The organism is Streptomyces sp. NPDC033177 (assembly GCF_055577715.1).
The window spans coordinates 580,654-595,402 of sequence record NZ_JBVIPS010000002.1 but is presented as its reverse complement, the minus strand read 5'-3'; the positions used below and the strand labels follow the sequence as shown (position 1 = coordinate 595,402).

Genomic DNA, 14,749 nt, shown 5'->3' with positions numbered 1-14,749 from the left:
GCGGGGTTGTTGTAAGCCCCGCAGGGAGGGCTTACAACAACCCCGCCCCCGCCAAGAACTTCCCCACCCGCTCAACCTCCCCGGCGTCCAGCGGAACCTGCGGCTCCGCAGTAGCGGGGCAGGCAATCACGCCCCGTAGGTGCAGCGCCGCCTTAAACGCCCCCAGCGCCGAAGAGTTGGCGCCCATCCGCCCCGCATCCCCCACCCGCACCATCCCGAAAAGCCCACACAACCGCTCCTGCTCGGCCCGCGCCCGCACCCAGTCCCCCTCCCGGCAGTAGCGGTAGAGACGCGCATAACCCTCGGGGTCCACATTCCCCAGCCCCGGCACCACCCCGTCCGCACCCATCGCCAGCGCCGAGTCCACCGTCGTCTCCGAACCCGTCAGGACGCTGAAGCCCGCGACGTCCGTCCGCCCCCGCGCCCCGAGCACCACCTCCCGGAAGTTCCCCTCGTCCCCGCTGGAGTCCTTCAGGCCGGCCAGGGTGCCCTCCGCCGCCAGTTCCAGGATCAGCTCGGCGGGCAGTTTGGAGTGGACCGAGGCCGGGAGGTCGTACGCGAAGACCGGGACCGGTGAGCGCGCCGCGACGAGGCGGAAGTGGCGGGCCACCTCCACCGGGTGCGTGCGCGTGTAGAAGGGGGCCGTCACCACCACGCCGTCCGCCCCCGCGTCCGTCACCGAGCGGACGTGGTCCAGGACCCTTGGCGTCGCCATGTCGATCGCCCCGGCCAAGACCGGGAGTTGGCCCCCGACATGGCCCGCCACCGTCTCGATCACCAGCCTCCGCTGGGCGTCCGTCAGGTACGCCGCCTCCGACGACGAACCGAGGACGAACAGGCCGTCGACCCCGCCCGACACCAGGTGGTCGACCAGCCTGACGAGCGAGGCCGTGTCCACCTCGCGGTCCGGCGTCAGGGGTGTGCAGACGGGTGGAACGACACCGTTCAGCGGGGTGGGCAGTGTCATGGGATCTCCCTGGGGCTCGCGTCCGTGGCGGCGGACTGGATCACTAGCTCGTGCGTGGACTGGCCGTCCGGCACGGGGTGGTGGCAGCGGTAGCGGTGCCCCGACCGCCCGGACCCCGACGTCGACTCGACGTCCGGCATGGTGGCCGCGCAGACGTCGTCCGCCTTCCAGCACCGCGTACGGAACGGGCAGCCGCTCGGCGGACGCGTGGCCGACGGCACCGGGCCGACGAGCGGGATCGGGTCGATGGGGTCCAGAAGGCCGGGCGTCGCGGAGAAGAGAGCCCGGGTGTACGGGTGCCGCGCTCGGTCCAGGATCTCCTCGGCCGGTGACTCCTCCACGATTCTGCCCAGGTACATGGTGATGACCCGGTCGCTCATCCGCCGCACCGTCTGGATGTCGTGCGACACGAACACCAGGGCGAGGCCGAGCCGCTCCTTCAGGTCAAGGAGGAGGTTGAGGATCTGGGCGCGTACGGAGACGTCGAGCGCGCTCGTCGGCTCGTCCGCCACCACCAGCTCCGGTTCCAACGCCAGTGCGCGCGCGATCGCCACGCGCTGGCGCTGCCCGCCCGAGAGCTGGCCGGGGAGGCCGTCCGCCAGAACCTTGGGCAGGCCTACGAGTGACATCAACTCCCGTACTCGCTCGTTGCGTTGGCATGTCGTTCCCACCCTGTGTACGTCCAGGGGGTCGCGGAGTATCTGGCGTACGGTCAGCCTGCGGTTCAGGGCCGTCGACGGGTCCTGGAAGATCATGCCGGTGTTCCGGCCGATCGCGGTGCGGCGTTCGGCCGGCTTCATCGTCCACAGGTCGCGTCCCCGGAAGGACACCGTGCCCGCCGTGGGCTGCTGCACCCCCACGAGCACCTTCGCGAGCGTCGACTTGCCGCACCCCGACTCGCCCACGACGCCCACCGTCTCGCCGGGCGCGATGGTCAGATCGGCTCCGGTCAGGGCGTACACCCGCTCACGCGAGAAGAGGCCGCCCGAGCGTGCGCGGTGCACGACGTGTGCGTCGGACAGCGAGATGAGAGCGGTCACTTGAGGGCCTCGTTTCCCCTGGGCCGCGGCATCCGAGGCGGCTGCTGCGCCGGGTGGTGGCAGGCGATGGAATGCCGTGCCCCGCCCACGAGTTCGGGCGCCGTCGTATGGCACACCTCGCTCGCGAGGGGGCAGCGGTCCGCGAACCGGCAGCCCGCGGGGAAGTCGGCCGGTGAGGGGACGACGCCCTTGATCTGGGTCAGGCGTTCCGCCGCCGCTTCGAGCGAGAGGACCGAGCCGAGCAGGCCGCGCGTGTAGTGGTGCGAGGGTGCCTCGACGAGGTCCGCCGTCACGCCCGTCTCGACGATCTGGCCGCCGTACATCACCACCACGCGGTCGGTGACGTCCGCGACCAGGGCCAGGTCGTGCGAGACGAGGATCAGCGCGAAGCCCAGCTCCTCGCGCAGGCGGAGGAGGAGTTGGATGACCTGGGCCTGGACCGTGACGTCCAGGGCCGTCGTCGGTTCGTCGGCGACGATCAGTTTCGGGTCGCGGGAGAGGGCCATCGCGATCAGGACGCGCTGGCGCTGGCCGCCGGAGAGTTCGTGCGGGTAGCTGCGCAGGGTGCGTTCCGGGTCCAGGCCGACCAGGCCGAGGAGTTCGGCCGCTGTCCGGCGCCCTCCCCTTCGTACGACCTGCTTGAGCTGGGAGCGGACCGTCATCGCGGGGTTGAGGGAGGACAGGGCGTCCTGGTAGATCATCGCCATGTCGTGGCCGAGCAGTCGTCTGCGGACGCGCATCGGCATGCCGAGCAGTTGCTCGCCGTCGAAGGTGACCTGGCCGCCGATGCGGGCGCCCTTGGGTTCCAGGCCCATCACGGTCAGCGCGGTGAGTGACTTGCCGCAGCCCGACTCGCCCACCAGGCCCAGGACTTCGCCGGGCCGGACGTGGAAGCTGATGCCGTCGACGATGTCGACGCCGCCGTGGCGGGCGTCGAAGCCGATGGTGAGGTCGGAGACCGTGAGCACCGGAGTGCCCTCCGGCAGCGGGCGCGCGCGTGCGCGTAAGCGCTCGGCGGCCTCCGTCAGGCCCGGCAGTTCGAGGACCTTTCCGCTGCCCGGCTCGGGCGCTTCGAGGCGGTCCTCCTTGCGGGCCTCTCCCGGCACGTCGCGGGTCGCGGGCGCCGCCCACGCGTCCGACACACCCTCGGAGAGGATGTTCAGGGCGAGGACCGTGACCAGCATGAGCAGTCCGGGGAAGACCGTCGCCCACCAGCCGCCGAGCAGCACCATGTTCTTGCCGTCGGCGATGACGCTGCCCCAGGACGGGTCCGGTGGCCGCACGCCCGCGCCGATGAACGACAGCGAGGCCTCGAAGACGATCGCCTCGGCGACCTGCACCGTGCAGAACACCAGGATCGGCGCCGCGCAGTTGATGGCCACGTGCTTGATCAGGATGTGTGGGGTGCGGGCCCCGACGATGCGTTCGGCGACGACGTAGTCCTCGCCGTACTGATCCATCACGTTCGCCCGCACGACCCGCGCGATCGGTGGAGTGAACAGGAACGCGATGGCGCAGATCAGTACGAGGATGCCGCCCCCGAAGACCGCCACGAGGACGGCGGCGAGCGCGATGCCGGGGAACGCCATGACGATGTCCAGGCACCGCATCAGCGTCTCGTCGACCGCCTTGCGCGAGGTCGCCGCGATCGCCCCGAGCGCGGCCCCGACGATCAGGGCGAGCAGCGTCGCCCCGAGCCCGATCGCGAGGGACCAGCGCGCCCCGTACATCAGCCTGCTGAGGATGTCCCGGCCGAGGCTGTCCTGCCCCATCCAGTGGCCGGCGGTCGGGTGGCCCGTGCCGTCGGCCTGCGGTTGCTGGTCGAGCGGGTCGTGCGGGGCGATCAGCGGCGCGAAGAGCGCCACGAGGACGACCACGCCGAGCACGCCCACCGCGATGCGCGAGAGCACGGGCAGGCGGCGCAGGGAGCGCAGCCGGATGCCGGGCCGCGAGAGCCGCTCGGCCAGGGCCTTGCGCGACGTGATCATCAGGCGGTCCCCCTCAGACGCGGATTGACCAGCAGATAGAGGATGTCGAGGACCAGGTTCACGACCACGAACCCGACGGCCGTCGTGATGACGACTCCTTGCACGACGGCCGGGTCGCCGTTCTTCACGGCGTCGATCATCAGCTTCCCCATGCCGGGCAGCGAGAAGATCGTCTCGATGACGACCGCGCCGCCGAGCAGATAGCCCACGCGCAGGCCGAGCACGGTCAGCGGGTTGATGAGGGCGTTGCGCAGGACGTTGCGGCCGACCACCACGACCGGTGGCAGACCGCTGCCGATCGCCGTCCGCACGTAGTCCTTGTCGAGTTCCTCGACCACCGCCGTGCGGATGATGCGGGTGAGCCCCGCGGCCACCGGCAGGGAGAGCGCGAGGGCCGGGAGGGTCATCGTCTTCAGCCAGCCGGTGAAGGAGTCACCGGGGTTGACGTACCCGCCGGTCGGGAACCAGCCCGCCTCCACCGCCAGGTACTGGATCATGAGCAGCGCCAGCCAGAAGCCGGGCGCCGCCACACCGGTCAGCGAGACGACGCGGATCAGCTGGTCCGGCAGCCGGTCGCGGTAGATCGCGGCGGTCACGCCGAGCAGCAGCGAGATGACCACCGCGACGCCGAGCCCCAGGAAGGTCAGCTGGAGGGTGAGCGGCAGCGCGGTGGTGACCTGCTCCAGCACCGGCGAGCGGGTGAGCACGCTGATGCCCATGTCGCCCTGGACCAGATCGCCGACGAACGCGGCATAGCGCACCGGCAGCGGATCGAGCAGCCCGTTCTCCTCGCGGAAATCCTGCAGTTGCTCCTCGGTCGGGTTGGCGCCCTGGAAGAACGCCGACGCCGGGTCGACGTCCGAGAACCGCATCACGAGGAAGACGAACAGGACGATGCCGAGCAGCAGCGGGACGAGCAGAACCAGGCGGCGGACCAGGATTCGGAGTACCGCGATCACGTCGCCCACTTCGCCTGGAGCAGGTTGATCCCCGGGTAGGGCTGGGCCTTGACGGCGGTGAGTTTCTTCGGGTCCCAGGCGGTCATCAGCTCGTTGTGGACGACCGGATAGATCACCGCCTGCTCGGCGACGGTGTCGATGTAGTCCTGGACCATGGCCTTCTTCTTGGCCGCGTCCGGCTCGCGCGTCGCCTGGTCCATGTCCTTGAAGAGCTTCTTGGCCACGGAGTTGTCCGCCCAGCGGGCGTAACCCATCCACAGGTTCTCGGGCCCGTAGTTGTAATGCATGATCAGGTCGGGGTCGATGCCGAACTGGTTGGGGTTCGATGCGGCGGCGACGACCTGATAGTCCTTCTTCTGGTCCATCTTGGTGAAGACGGCCGTGGTCTCCTGCGGGTCAAGGGTCGTCTTGACGCCGATCGCGTCCCATGAGGCCTTGATGGTCGGCAGGCAGTCGACGATCCAACTCACGTTCACCGCCATGAGGTTGACCGACAGATCCTTGACCCCGGCCTCCTTCAGGAGCTTCTTCGCCTTCGCGGGGTCGTACTCGTAGACCGTCTTCGCCGGACGATAGGCGGGGTTGGATTCGTTGAGGAACGAAGTCGAGGCCTTTCCATGTCCCTTGAGCGCGACCTCGATCATCTTCCCGGTGTCGATGGCGTGGTGCAGGGCCTGGCGCACGCGTACGTCGTCGAAGGGCTTGTGCGCGGTGTTGAACATCAGGAACAGGTTGTTCATCCCCGCCCCGCCCTCGACGGTGAGCCCGCCCTTCTTCAGCTGCTCGATGTTGGCGTACGGGATGTTGTCCGCGATCTCCGAGTCCGCGCTGCCACCGGAGATCTTCGCGACGCGGGGCGCCGCGTCCACGATGGTCAGCCAGTTCATCTTCTTGAAGGCGGCCTTGCGGGGTCCGTTGTAGTCGTCGAAGGCCTCGAAGGTGGTGTTGGACTTCGGGGCGTGCGACGCCATCTTGTACGGGCCCGAGCCCACCGCCTTGCCCTTGGTCGCGTCATCCCAGGCTCCGGGCTTGGAGAAGACGTGCTTCGGCATGATCTTGGCGAGGGAGAGGCGCGCGAGCCCGTCCGGGAACGGGAACTTCAGGATCAGCTCGACGGAGGTCGCGTCGACCTTCTTGACCTCCTTCAGCCAGCTCTCGAAGAAGCCCTTGGCCAGCGTCTGCGTCTTCGGGTCCAGGATGCGGTCGAAGACGAACACCACGTCGTCGGCGGTCACGGGCTTCCCGTCGTGCCACTTGGCGCCGGGCCGCAGCGTGAACTTCCAGGTGGTCGCCTTGTCGTCGGTGGGGATCTCCGTGGCGAGCGCCGCGTACGGCTCGCGGGTGAGGGGATCGGTGTTCAGCAGACCCTCGTAAATGTGCTCGTTGCCGGCCATCGCGAAGGCGGACGCGGTCTGCGTCGGGTCCCAACTGCCGTCGTTGCCATAGCCGATGACGGCGGTGAGGGTCGAGTCGCCGCCCTTGCCGCCACCGTCCCCGGCCTCGTTCGTGGACTCGGGCCCCGACGAGCAGGCGGAGAGCGTGGTGGTGATGGCGGCGGCGGCGCCCAGCACACCGGTGTACTTGAGGAAGGACCGACGGTCCGGTGCGGGTCCGGTGTGCGCGGTGGAGCCGTTCGGCTCGGTGGAGCCGCTGCTGGTCTTCTGGTCGCTCACTGTGTCTCCCCTTGCTCCCTTGAGAGATCCCACGTCCTACGTCGTGGTGGCGTGGCGACCATAAAAGGGGCCGGGAGGGCGGTCAAGGCCCTGGACGGGGCACTCGCTGGACGCAGGTGGCCGAGCGTATGGGGGTGAGCAAAGGAAGGGTGTCCCAGATCGAGAGTGGGCAAGTCTCAGGTACGGACGTGATGGCGCGGTACGTCGAAGCGCTCGGCGGCAATCTGGTGATGGTCGCGGTCTTCGACGACGGTGAGCTACGAAAGGTCGGATGACATGAGCCGGGAGCGCCTCGCCGAGCGATTTCGTTCCCGGTTGTCGTCGATCGGGTACGGCGGCGACTACAACCCCGAGCAATGGGGTCCCGAAGTCCACGCAGAGGACGCCGAGTTGATGCGTGAGGCGGGGGTGAACCTCGTGACGCTCGGGATCTTCTCCTGGGCGAAGGCGGAACCGGCCCCGGGCGCGTACGACTTCGCGTGGCTGGACGGCCACATGGACCGACTCGCGGAGGCGGGCGTCGCGGTCAGCCTGGCGACGATGACGGCGTCCCCGCCGCCGTGGCTGACGCGCCTGCACCCCGAGACTCTCCCGGTGACGGAGGACGGGGTGCGCCTGCACCCGGGCTCGCGTCAGCACTGGTGCCCGTCGAGCCCCGCCTACCGCACGCACGCCGTACGCCTCACCGAGCGCCTGGCCACGCGCTACGGCACGCACCCCGCGCTCGCTCTCTGGCACATCGGCAACGAATACGGCTGCCACATCTCACGCCACTGCCACTGCGAGGTGTCGACGGCGGCGTTCCGCACGTGGCTGCGGGAGCGGTACGGGACGGTGGCGGCGCTCAACGACGCCTGGTCGACGGACTTCTGGTCGCAGCGCTACGGCACCTTCGAGGAGATCCACACCCCGCGCAGGGCCCCGTCCTTCCGCAATCCGGCCCAGCAGCTCGACTACTGGCGCTTCTCCTCGGACGAGCTCCTCGCGTGCTACCTGGCGGAGAAGGAGGTCCTGAACCGCATCACCCCCCACCTCCCCGTCACGACGAACTTCGTCCCGGTGGCGAAAACGCTGGACCTCTTCGCGTGGGCCCCACACCTGGACGTGGTGTCGTACGACTCGTACCCCGATCCGCACGCCCCCGATTCCCTCCACCGCACGGCCTTCTCGTACGACGTCATGCGCGGCCTGAAGGGCGGGCAGCCGTGGCTGCTCCTGGAGCAGGCGCCGGGCGCGGTGAACTGGCGCGAGCGCAACGGCAGGAAGCCGCCGGGCCGGATGCGCCTGGACAGCTGGCAGGCGGTGGCGCACGGGGCGGACTCGGTGCTGTTCTTCCAGTGGCGGCAGTCGCGCGGGGGAGCGGAGAAGTTCCACTCGGCGATGGTTCCGCACGGGGGCAGGGAGACACGGATCTTCCGGGAGGTGCGTGAACTGGGCGCGGAGTTCGCCTCGTGTCCCGAGCTCCTTGGCTCCCGCCCCGAACGGGCGGACGCGGCGCTGCTCATGGACTGGCCGAGCTGGTGGGCCCTGGAACTGGACGCGCACCCGAGCGCGGACCTCACGTTCCTGGACGCGGCACTGGCCCACCACAAGCCGCTGTACGACGCGTCGGTGGCGTGCGACGTGGTCCCGGTGGACGGGGACCTGACCGAGTATCGCTTGCTCCTGATCCCCAATCTTTACTCGGTAACGAAGGAGACCGCGGAACGAATCCGCGCGTACGTCCACGGCGGCGGCACCCTGCTCATGTCCTACTTCTCCGGAATCGTGGACGAACACGACCGCGTCCACCTCGGCGGCTACCCCGCCCCGTTCCGCGAGCTGCTCGGCCTCCGGGTGGAGGAATTCGACCCGGGCCCGGACGGCACCTGGTCGGAGGAGATCCACCTGGAGGGCGCGGACGCGGTACGTACGTCGCCCACTGGCGCCCCGACGGTGACCCGCCACCCCTACGGCGAGGGCGTGGCCTGGTACCTGAGCACGCGCCCCACCCCGAAGGAGATGCGGGAGCTCCTCGACCGGGTGCGCGCGGAGTGCGGGGTGGAGCCGGTCCTGCCGGACGTCCCGGAAGGGGTGCAGGCGCGGGCGCGGGTCACGAGGGCGGGCGAGCGGGTCCTCGTGGTGATGGATGAGCGCGGGGGGAGCGTGGAAGTGCGGCGGGGGAGAGCTGCAAGTAAATCCCGCCCGGGGGCGCGTTGACGTGGGATTTTGCTGCAGCTGAGCGACCTGCGGGTGACGTTAGTGAGGCGTTAGTGAGACGGCGACAGATCACCAGCAGCGGCGGACAGTCTTGTTCTCAACGAGCCCGCAACACCGCACAGAACGGGAAGACCATGTCGCACGCCACCCTCCTCCACGCCCGCAAGGCCGCAGCCGCCATGGTCATCACCGTCGCCGCGTTCGGGCTCACCGCCTGCCAGGGCAGCGGGAACGACGCCTCGTCGTCCTCCGCCCCGGCCCCCGCTTCCGCGTCCGAGGCCGGGAAGTCCGGTGGGTCCGGCGGGTCCGGCGAGACCGGCAAGACCGGTGGCGACTCCGCCACCAACAAGTCGTCGGGCACGCAGGCCAAGTCCGGCACGAGCTGCACCGACCAGATCAACTACGCGGGCGACCCGCGCTCGAACGCCGAGATCAACAGCATCGGCGCGGACACGGGCACCTGCCCCACCCCGGAGAAGGGTGACAAGACCGGCAAGAGCTGCACCGACCAGATCAACTACGCGGGTGACCCGCGCTCGAACGCCGAGATCAACAGCATCGGTGCCGACACCGGCACCTGCCCCACCCCGGAGAAGGGCGACAAGCCGTCGGGTACGCCCAACAAGCCCGGCGTCAGCTGCACCGACCAGATCGACTACGCCGGTGACTCCCGGCCGAACGCGGAGATCAACAGCATCGGCGCGGACACCGGCTACTGCCCGCCGGTCAAGAAGTAAGGGGAGTAAGTAAAGGGAGTAGGGGGACGCGGCTACGCGCCGAGGTTCTCGCGGAGCGCGCCGACCACGTCCTCGGGCGAGAACTCGAGGAACCAGTCCATGAAGCGCAGCCCGTACTCCGCCCGCGCCCGCGCGATGATGGGGTCGGCGGCCTCGGGCGCGGTGAGATCGAACCTCTTCTCCAGCCAGACGAGATACTCCTCGTGCCCCGAGCTGTGCGCCTCGTCGACGTCCCACTCCTCCTCGGGGAGGTACCACTCGTGGTCGACGGCCAGCAGACGGAACAGCTCCCGCAGGCCGGACGCCACGACATCGAGATCGCCTTCGTCACCGAAGAGGACGACCGGCAGCGTCGCGAGATCGGCGCGGTCGTCGCAGCGCCACAGCGCGTAGAACGACCCGGAGCCGGTGGCCTGGGCGAAGGGCACGAGTCGGTCGAGGCGGGCCCGCAACTCCGGGGAGTCGGGCATGCCCAGCCACTGGACTAGGCCGCAATCGCGGGTCCCGTACTCGTACATCTCGAACCCGTCGGAGAACCCTGCCTTCCCCGGCCCGTCGTGGAACTCCTTGAGCAGATTCAGCTCGGGTATGGGTGAGTAGGCGTCGGGCACGGCGGCATCTCCTCGGCGTGGGGGCGGCACAGGACGGACGCTACCGGCCCCCACTGACAGTGCGGGACCAGCAGTGCGGGACCAACAGGGCGGGACCAACAGGGCGGGGCGTAAAGGCGAGGCGGTGGGCGGAGGGTTGCGGCTACGTTGCCGCCATGCCTGAACTCCAGCGTCTGCGCCCCGAGCACGCCCCCGCCCTGCTCGCCTTCGAGCGCGAGAACCGCGCCTACTTCGCGAAGCACGTGCCCGACCGGGGTGACGCCTACTTCGCCGAGTTCGATGCGCGGCATGCTTCCCTGCTGGCCGAACAGGCCGCCGGCACCTGCCACTTCCATGTGCTGGTGGACGGTGAGAATGCGGTGGTCGGGCGCGTCAATCTCGTTGACGTCGCGGATGGTGAGGCCGAGCTCGGCTATCGCATTGCCGAGCGCGCGACGGGGCGTGGGCTTGCCACGGATGCCGTGCGGCGGGTGTGCGGGATCGCCGGCGTGGAGTACGGGCTCACCGCCCTGCGGGCGGCTACGGACGTGGACAACGCCGGGTCGCGGGCGGTTCTCGTGGCTGCCGGGTTCGTGGTCGTGGGTGAGGTGGAGGCCGGGGATAAGGGACGGCCCGAGGTGCGCTACCGCCTTGAGCTGGCTGCTGGTTGACACATGATCCGGCCCGCGTCAGAGTCGCGCCGGTGGAGATCACGGATCTGAGCGAGGCCGAGCGGCAGGTGTGGGAGGCGTTCCCGCTGGGGCGGGGCGTCGACTTCCGGGAGCGGCACAGGGAACCCGCCGATTCCGGCGCGGACTGGGGCCCCGAGCGGACCGTACGGGCCGAGGTGCTGCGCGCTCTGCTCATCGACGGGCCCCGCCAGGAGGGCGAGACTCCCGTCCTGCGGCTGCACGGGGCTCGCATCACGGGCAAGCTCGACCTTGAGTACGCCGAAGTCGCCGGCGCCATCCACCTCTGGGCCTGCTACTTCGACGGCGAACTGGACCTTTACGGTGCGCAGTTGCGCCAGCTGAATCTGGGTTGGTCCGTCTTCCCCGACCTGTACGGCACTGGTCTACGGGTCGACGGCTCGCTGCGGATGACCGGTGTCCGCGTACGGAGGGCCATCCGGCTCGGGGGCGCGCGGATCGCCGGGGCGGTGTTCCTCGACGGGGCACGGCTGGGCGAGGGTGGTCTGTCGGATGCCGTCGACGAGCCCGTCCTCGCGCTCAATCGCGCCACCATCGACGGCGATCTCCACGCCGACGACGGCTTCACCGCCCACGGGTTGGTCCGCCTCGTGGGCGCCGTGGTCGCCGGGACCGTCACCCTCAACGATGCGGTGCTCAGCAACCCGGGCGGCACAGCCCTGCAGGCGGCGAACCTCAGTGCCGGGGACGATGTGCAGGCGATGCGGCTCACGGCTCACGGGCGCCTCAACCTGCCGGGTGCCCGTATCCCCGGTCAGTTCAACCTGGAGGGCGCCCGGCTCTCCAACCCGGGCGGCATGGCCCTGCGCGCCAGCGTCACCGGGGGCACGTTGTGGCTGGACGGGGCCGCGCCCATCGAAGGGGCCGTCACACTGCGGGGCTGCCAACTCGATCTCCTGCACATAGCCCCGGAGGTCTGGCCGGACAAGGTCCGCCTCGATGGCCTGACGTACAACAGACTCGGCCCGCACGAACCCGCCGAGCGAAGGCTCCAGGTCATGGAGCGGGACACCGAGGGCTACGTCCCCTTCGCGTACGAGCAACTCACCGCCGCGTATCGCCGTGTCGGCGACGAGGCGGCCGCGCGTACCGTGCAGCTCGCCAAGCAACGCCGCCACCGCACCACCCTGCCCTGGTACGCCAAGGCCTGGGGGTATCTCCAGGACCTCACCGTCGGATACGGCTTCCGGCCTACGCGGGCCGCGGTCTGGCTGTTCTCGCTGCTCCTTATCGGCTCCGTCACGTACGCCGTGCGGGAGCCGGTGGCGCTGAAGCCGAAGGAGGCGCCGGAGTTCAGCGCTGTCTTCTATACGTTGGACCTGCTGCTTCCGATCATCGACTTCGGTCAGGAGCATGCGTATGCCGCGCGGGGGGCGTTGCAGTGGTTCGGGTACGCCCTGGTCATCATGGGCTGGACCCTTGCCACGACGATTGCCGCGGGCATCACGAGGGCGATCAGTCGCCAGTAGGGAGGCGTGCTTCCCTGCGGGCAGGTGGGGGCTGGTCGCGCAGTTCCCCGCGCCCCTACGGGGCGCTCACCTCGGGCGGTCTCCCACGTTCCCCACAAACGCCGCCCACGCTTCGGCGCGGATCAGCAGGGCGGGGCCCTGGGGGTTCTTGCTGTCGCGGACGGGAACGACGCCGGGGTATCCATCGGCCACCTCGACGCAGTTGCCGCCCTCCCCGTTGCTATACGTGCTCTTACGCCATCGGGCGGCGCCGATGAAGTCGTACGCGACCTCGATGCAGTCGCCGCCCTCGCCGTTGCTGTAGCTGCTCTTACGCCAGCGGGCGTTGCTCAGGTCGTACTCGCGCATCGTCTGTAATCCTCAGCCGCCGACTCGACCAGGGCGAGGGACGCCTCCGGCGACAGCGCGGCGCCCCTGAGTAGATCGTATGCGCGCTGTGCTCTCACCACCACTGCCGGTTCGTCGACGAGGGTTCCCGAAAACGAGGTCTCTGTATAGGCAGTTGGTGGCGCGTCCTCGAAATCCATGAGCTTCAGCGATCCGACCATCGCAGCGTGTGCGCCAGCCTCATAGGGAAGCATCATCACCAACACCTGCCGCTCGCGGATCAGGGCCGCCACGTGGTCCAGCTGCTGCGCCATGGCGGCTGGGCCGCCCACCGGGATGTACAGCGCGTTCTCGTGCAGCACCACCCAATACTCCGGCCTTGTAGCGTCCTTGAGGATTGCCGCCCGCTCCAGCCGGGCGCCGACGATCTCGTCCACGTACTCGTCGGTGACGAATGGGTTGGCCGCAAGAGTCACCGCTCGTGCGTACGCGGCGGTCTGCAACAGACCTGGGATCAGTGTGGGCGCGAACTCGCAGATCCGCGTGGCCAGCGCTTCAAGTTCGACGACCGTCGCGAAGTAATCCGCGTACCGCTTGTCATCGATCAGCTTTCGGCACATCCGCTCGAAAAAGCCATCGGTTTGTAGGACCTCGTCGATCCTCTCCGCCACATCCAACTGCGGTTTCCGAATGGCCTGTTCGAATTGGCCGACGTATCCACCGGAAACGAAAACCCGCACGCCAAGCGCCGACTGCGTAAGCCCCGCGTCCTCGCGCCGTCTCTTCAGCTCCGCGCCGAAGAACTCCCAGGCCGCCTGACGTGAACCATTGGCCATGGCCAACCGCCTTTCGCTGCCCCGCAGTTGTAGGAGACAGACTCCTGTCGAGTGTAGGTGGATTCCGTCACCGTAGGGATGCGAAGAGTGAGATCCGACGGCAAAGGGGAGCCACCCGATGGGTGAGAAGAAGGCGCACGCGCTGGTATGCGTCGAGGACGCGGAGGAGACCATGAAGGAATTGCGCACCGCACTCGCGCGGGCGGGAATTACTTTGCCGTCATTGCGGATCGACCCCACATCTTTGGCCCGGGAGGCGCCCTGCCCGATCATCGAATTGGGCGGATGCCGGGTCGAGACGGCGGCCCGCCTTGTCGCCGCGCTGGGGGTGGCGCCATGAACCTGTACCTTCCCGTCGGCGCGTACGCCGTGGACACCCGCACCGGACAGGTCGGGCGGGTCATGGGGCACGAGGGGCCCTACGTCCAGCTCCGCCCCTTCGGGGGCGGACGGGAGTGGGACTGTTCGCCGGACGCGTTGCGAACTGCCACTACTTCGGAGCGGCTACGGGCGGCGACCGCCTATGCGAACGCACGCAGCCGGGGTGAAGTGCCGTGACGTAGGTGAAGTCCCGTGACGTAATGTGCGGGCGCATGGCCATATGGAAGTGGAGCAAGCCGAGGGTCGAGTCCAAGTACCCGGCACCGCTCACCATGCACCAGCTCTGGATGGTGTCGCTGAGCGCGCCCGTCAGCCGGGACAAGGACGCGTCCCGGACGACCTTGTATCCGTTCACCCGCATCGACGACGGCAAGGCGCGGAAGTGGCTGGCCGAGCAGTGGGAGATCACCGCGCCCGAGCAGTTGCTCGGGCGCCTGAGCGGCCTTGCGAGCACCGGCTATCGCGCCATGGCCCAGCGGCGCATCGGCGTCGCACCGCTCGCCTGGGACATCGCGCTCTACGTGGACATCTCACGGCGCGGCTTGGCCTGCGGGATGCTGAGTGAGGCCGACACCTGGAACCGGCTCAAGAACGTCGTGCCGACGGTGGTGGGGACGTACTCCTCCTGGGAAAAGTACGCCGGCCACTACCTCCTCGGGAGGAAGGTCTGGCGGGACAGTCTCCAGGGCACCCAGGACGCGGACTTCCCCGCGCCCCAGGCCGCATCCGACGCCCACCTCCAGAACCTCCTGGACCCGGCGAACCGGTCCAGCCCGTGGAACCTCGCCCCCTGGGAAGCGATCAGCCGCCCCGACCAGGCGCGCCCTGCCCGCTGAGCGGACCCGACGCCCGAAGGGGCGCGGGGAATTGCGC

General features: G+C 69.2%; 16 protein-coding genes. 8 read left to right on the top strand and 8 right to left on the bottom strand.

All coding sequences use genetic code 11. The annotated features are described in order from the left end of the window. Positions 1-31: 31 nt before the first annotated feature. From ACZ5U5_RS08750 to ACZ5U5_RS08730, 5 genes are read right to left on the bottom strand one after another with little or no spacing between them, the layout of a single operon-like run. Positions 32-967 carry a dihydrodipicolinate synthase family protein gene (locus ACZ5U5_RS08750; RefSeq protein WP_469018196.1) on the bottom strand — a complete coding sequence of 312 codons (936 nt, stop codon included), beginning with the start codon at positions 965-967 and terminating at the stop codon, positions 32-34. After that, positions 964-2,007, bottom strand: a complete 1,044-nt coding sequence (locus tag ACZ5U5_RS08745; protein WP_469018193.1) for an oligopeptide/dipeptide ABC transporter ATP-binding protein — start codon at positions 2,005-2,007, stop codon at positions 964-966. Before ACZ5U5_RS08745 ends, ACZ5U5_RS08750 begins: the two co-directional genes overlap by 4 nt. Beyond that, positions 2,004-3,995 (bottom strand): dipeptide/oligopeptide/nickel ABC transporter permease/ATP-binding protein, encoded by a 1,992-nt coding sequence (locus ACZ5U5_RS08740; RefSeq protein WP_469018190.1) that lies wholly within the window; start codon positions 3,993-3,995, stop codon positions 2,004-2,006. The genes ACZ5U5_RS08745 and ACZ5U5_RS08740 overlap by 4 nt, the downstream gene beginning before the upstream one ends. After that, on the bottom strand, positions 3,995-4,954 hold the full coding sequence (locus ACZ5U5_RS08735; RefSeq protein ID WP_469018188.1) for an ABC transporter permease: 960 nt from the start codon (positions 4,952-4,954) through the stop codon (positions 3,995-3,997). The genes ACZ5U5_RS08740 and ACZ5U5_RS08735 overlap by 1 nt, the downstream gene beginning before the upstream one ends. Continuing rightward, positions 4,951-6,627, bottom strand: coding sequence for an ABC transporter substrate-binding protein (locus ACZ5U5_RS08730; protein ID WP_469018185.1), 1,677 nt, complete (start codon positions 6,625-6,627; stop codon positions 4,951-4,953). The genes ACZ5U5_RS08735 and ACZ5U5_RS08730 overlap by 4 nt, the downstream gene beginning before the upstream one ends. Positions 6,628-6,653: 26 nt before the next feature. On the opposite strand from ACZ5U5_RS08730, the gene ACZ5U5_RS08725 reads away from it, so the two are divergent. The 3 genes from ACZ5U5_RS08725 (at position 6,654) to ACZ5U5_RS08715 (ending at position 9,563) form a co-directional block, all read left to right on the top strand. Next, on the top strand, positions 6,654-6,902 hold the full coding sequence (locus tag ACZ5U5_RS08725; protein ID WP_469019380.1) for a helix-turn-helix domain-containing protein: 249 nt from the start codon (positions 6,654-6,656) through the stop codon (positions 6,900-6,902). A 1-nt stretch (position 6,903) separates the two neighbouring features. After that, positions 6,904-8,826: a beta-galactosidase gene (locus tag ACZ5U5_RS08720; protein ID WP_469018182.1), complete on the top strand. Its 1,923-nt coding sequence runs from the start codon at positions 6,904-6,906 to the stop codon at positions 8,824-8,826. A gap of 134 nt (positions 8,827-8,960) precedes the next feature. After that, positions 8,961-9,563, top strand: a complete 603-nt coding sequence (locus tag ACZ5U5_RS08715) for a hypothetical protein (RefSeq protein ID WP_469018180.1) — start codon at positions 8,961-8,963, stop codon at positions 9,561-9,563. Positions 9,564-9,595: 32 nt separating this feature from the next. On the opposite strand, the gene ACZ5U5_RS08710 is transcribed toward ACZ5U5_RS08715, so the two are convergent. Beyond that, positions 9,596-10,174, bottom strand: coding sequence for a hypothetical protein (locus tag ACZ5U5_RS08710; RefSeq protein ID WP_469018177.1), 579 nt, complete (start codon positions 10,172-10,174; stop codon positions 9,596-9,598). A gap of 155 nt (positions 10,175-10,329) precedes the next feature. Here ACZ5U5_RS08710 and ACZ5U5_RS08705 point away from each other — a divergent pair, with 155 nt between their 5' ends. Both ACZ5U5_RS08705 and ACZ5U5_RS08700 read left to right on the top strand, forming a co-directional pair. Next, a complete protein-coding gene (locus ACZ5U5_RS08705; RefSeq protein ID WP_469018175.1) occupies positions 10,330-10,824 on the top strand; it encodes a GNAT family N-acetyltransferase in 495 nt (164 codons plus the stop codon). Positions 10,825-10,856: 32 nt separating this feature from the next. Then, positions 10,857-12,332 (top strand): membrane-associated oxidoreductase, encoded by a 1,476-nt coding sequence (locus tag ACZ5U5_RS08700; RefSeq protein WP_469018173.1) that lies wholly within the window; start codon positions 10,857-10,859, stop codon positions 12,330-12,332. 66 nt (positions 12,333-12,398) lie between these two features. On the opposite strand, the gene ACZ5U5_RS08695 is transcribed toward ACZ5U5_RS08700, so the two are convergent. Both ACZ5U5_RS08695 and ACZ5U5_RS08690 read right to left on the bottom strand, forming a co-directional pair. Continuing rightward, complete coding sequence (locus tag ACZ5U5_RS08695; RefSeq protein WP_469018170.1) at positions 12,399-12,680, bottom strand: DUF397 domain-containing protein; 282 nt, start codon at positions 12,678-12,680, stop codon at positions 12,399-12,401. Next, positions 12,662-13,495 (bottom strand): helix-turn-helix domain-containing protein, encoded by an 834-nt coding sequence (locus ACZ5U5_RS08690; RefSeq protein WP_469018168.1) that lies wholly within the window; start codon positions 13,493-13,495, stop codon positions 12,662-12,664. The genes ACZ5U5_RS08695 and ACZ5U5_RS08690 overlap by 19 nt, the downstream gene beginning before the upstream one ends. A gap of 118 nt (positions 13,496-13,613) precedes the next feature. On the opposite strand from ACZ5U5_RS08690, the gene ACZ5U5_RS08685 reads away from it, so the two are divergent. The 3 genes from ACZ5U5_RS08685 to ACZ5U5_RS08675 are packed head-to-tail and all read left to right on the top strand — an operon-like array spanning position 13,614 to position 14,712. Next, on the top strand, positions 13,614-13,835 hold the full coding sequence (locus ACZ5U5_RS08685) for a hypothetical protein (RefSeq protein ID WP_469018165.1): 222 nt from the start codon (positions 13,614-13,616) through the stop codon (positions 13,833-13,835). After that, complete coding sequence (locus ACZ5U5_RS08680) at positions 13,832-14,053, top strand: hypothetical protein (protein ID WP_384273242.1); 222 nt, start codon at positions 13,832-13,834, stop codon at positions 14,051-14,053. The genes ACZ5U5_RS08685 and ACZ5U5_RS08680 overlap by 4 nt, the downstream gene beginning before the upstream one ends. Positions 14,054-14,088: 35 nt before the next feature. Next, positions 14,089-14,712, top strand: coding sequence for a DUF1266 domain-containing protein (locus tag ACZ5U5_RS08675; protein ID WP_469018163.1), 624 nt, complete (start codon positions 14,089-14,091; stop codon positions 14,710-14,712). Positions 14,713-14,749 lie beyond the last annotated feature (37 nt).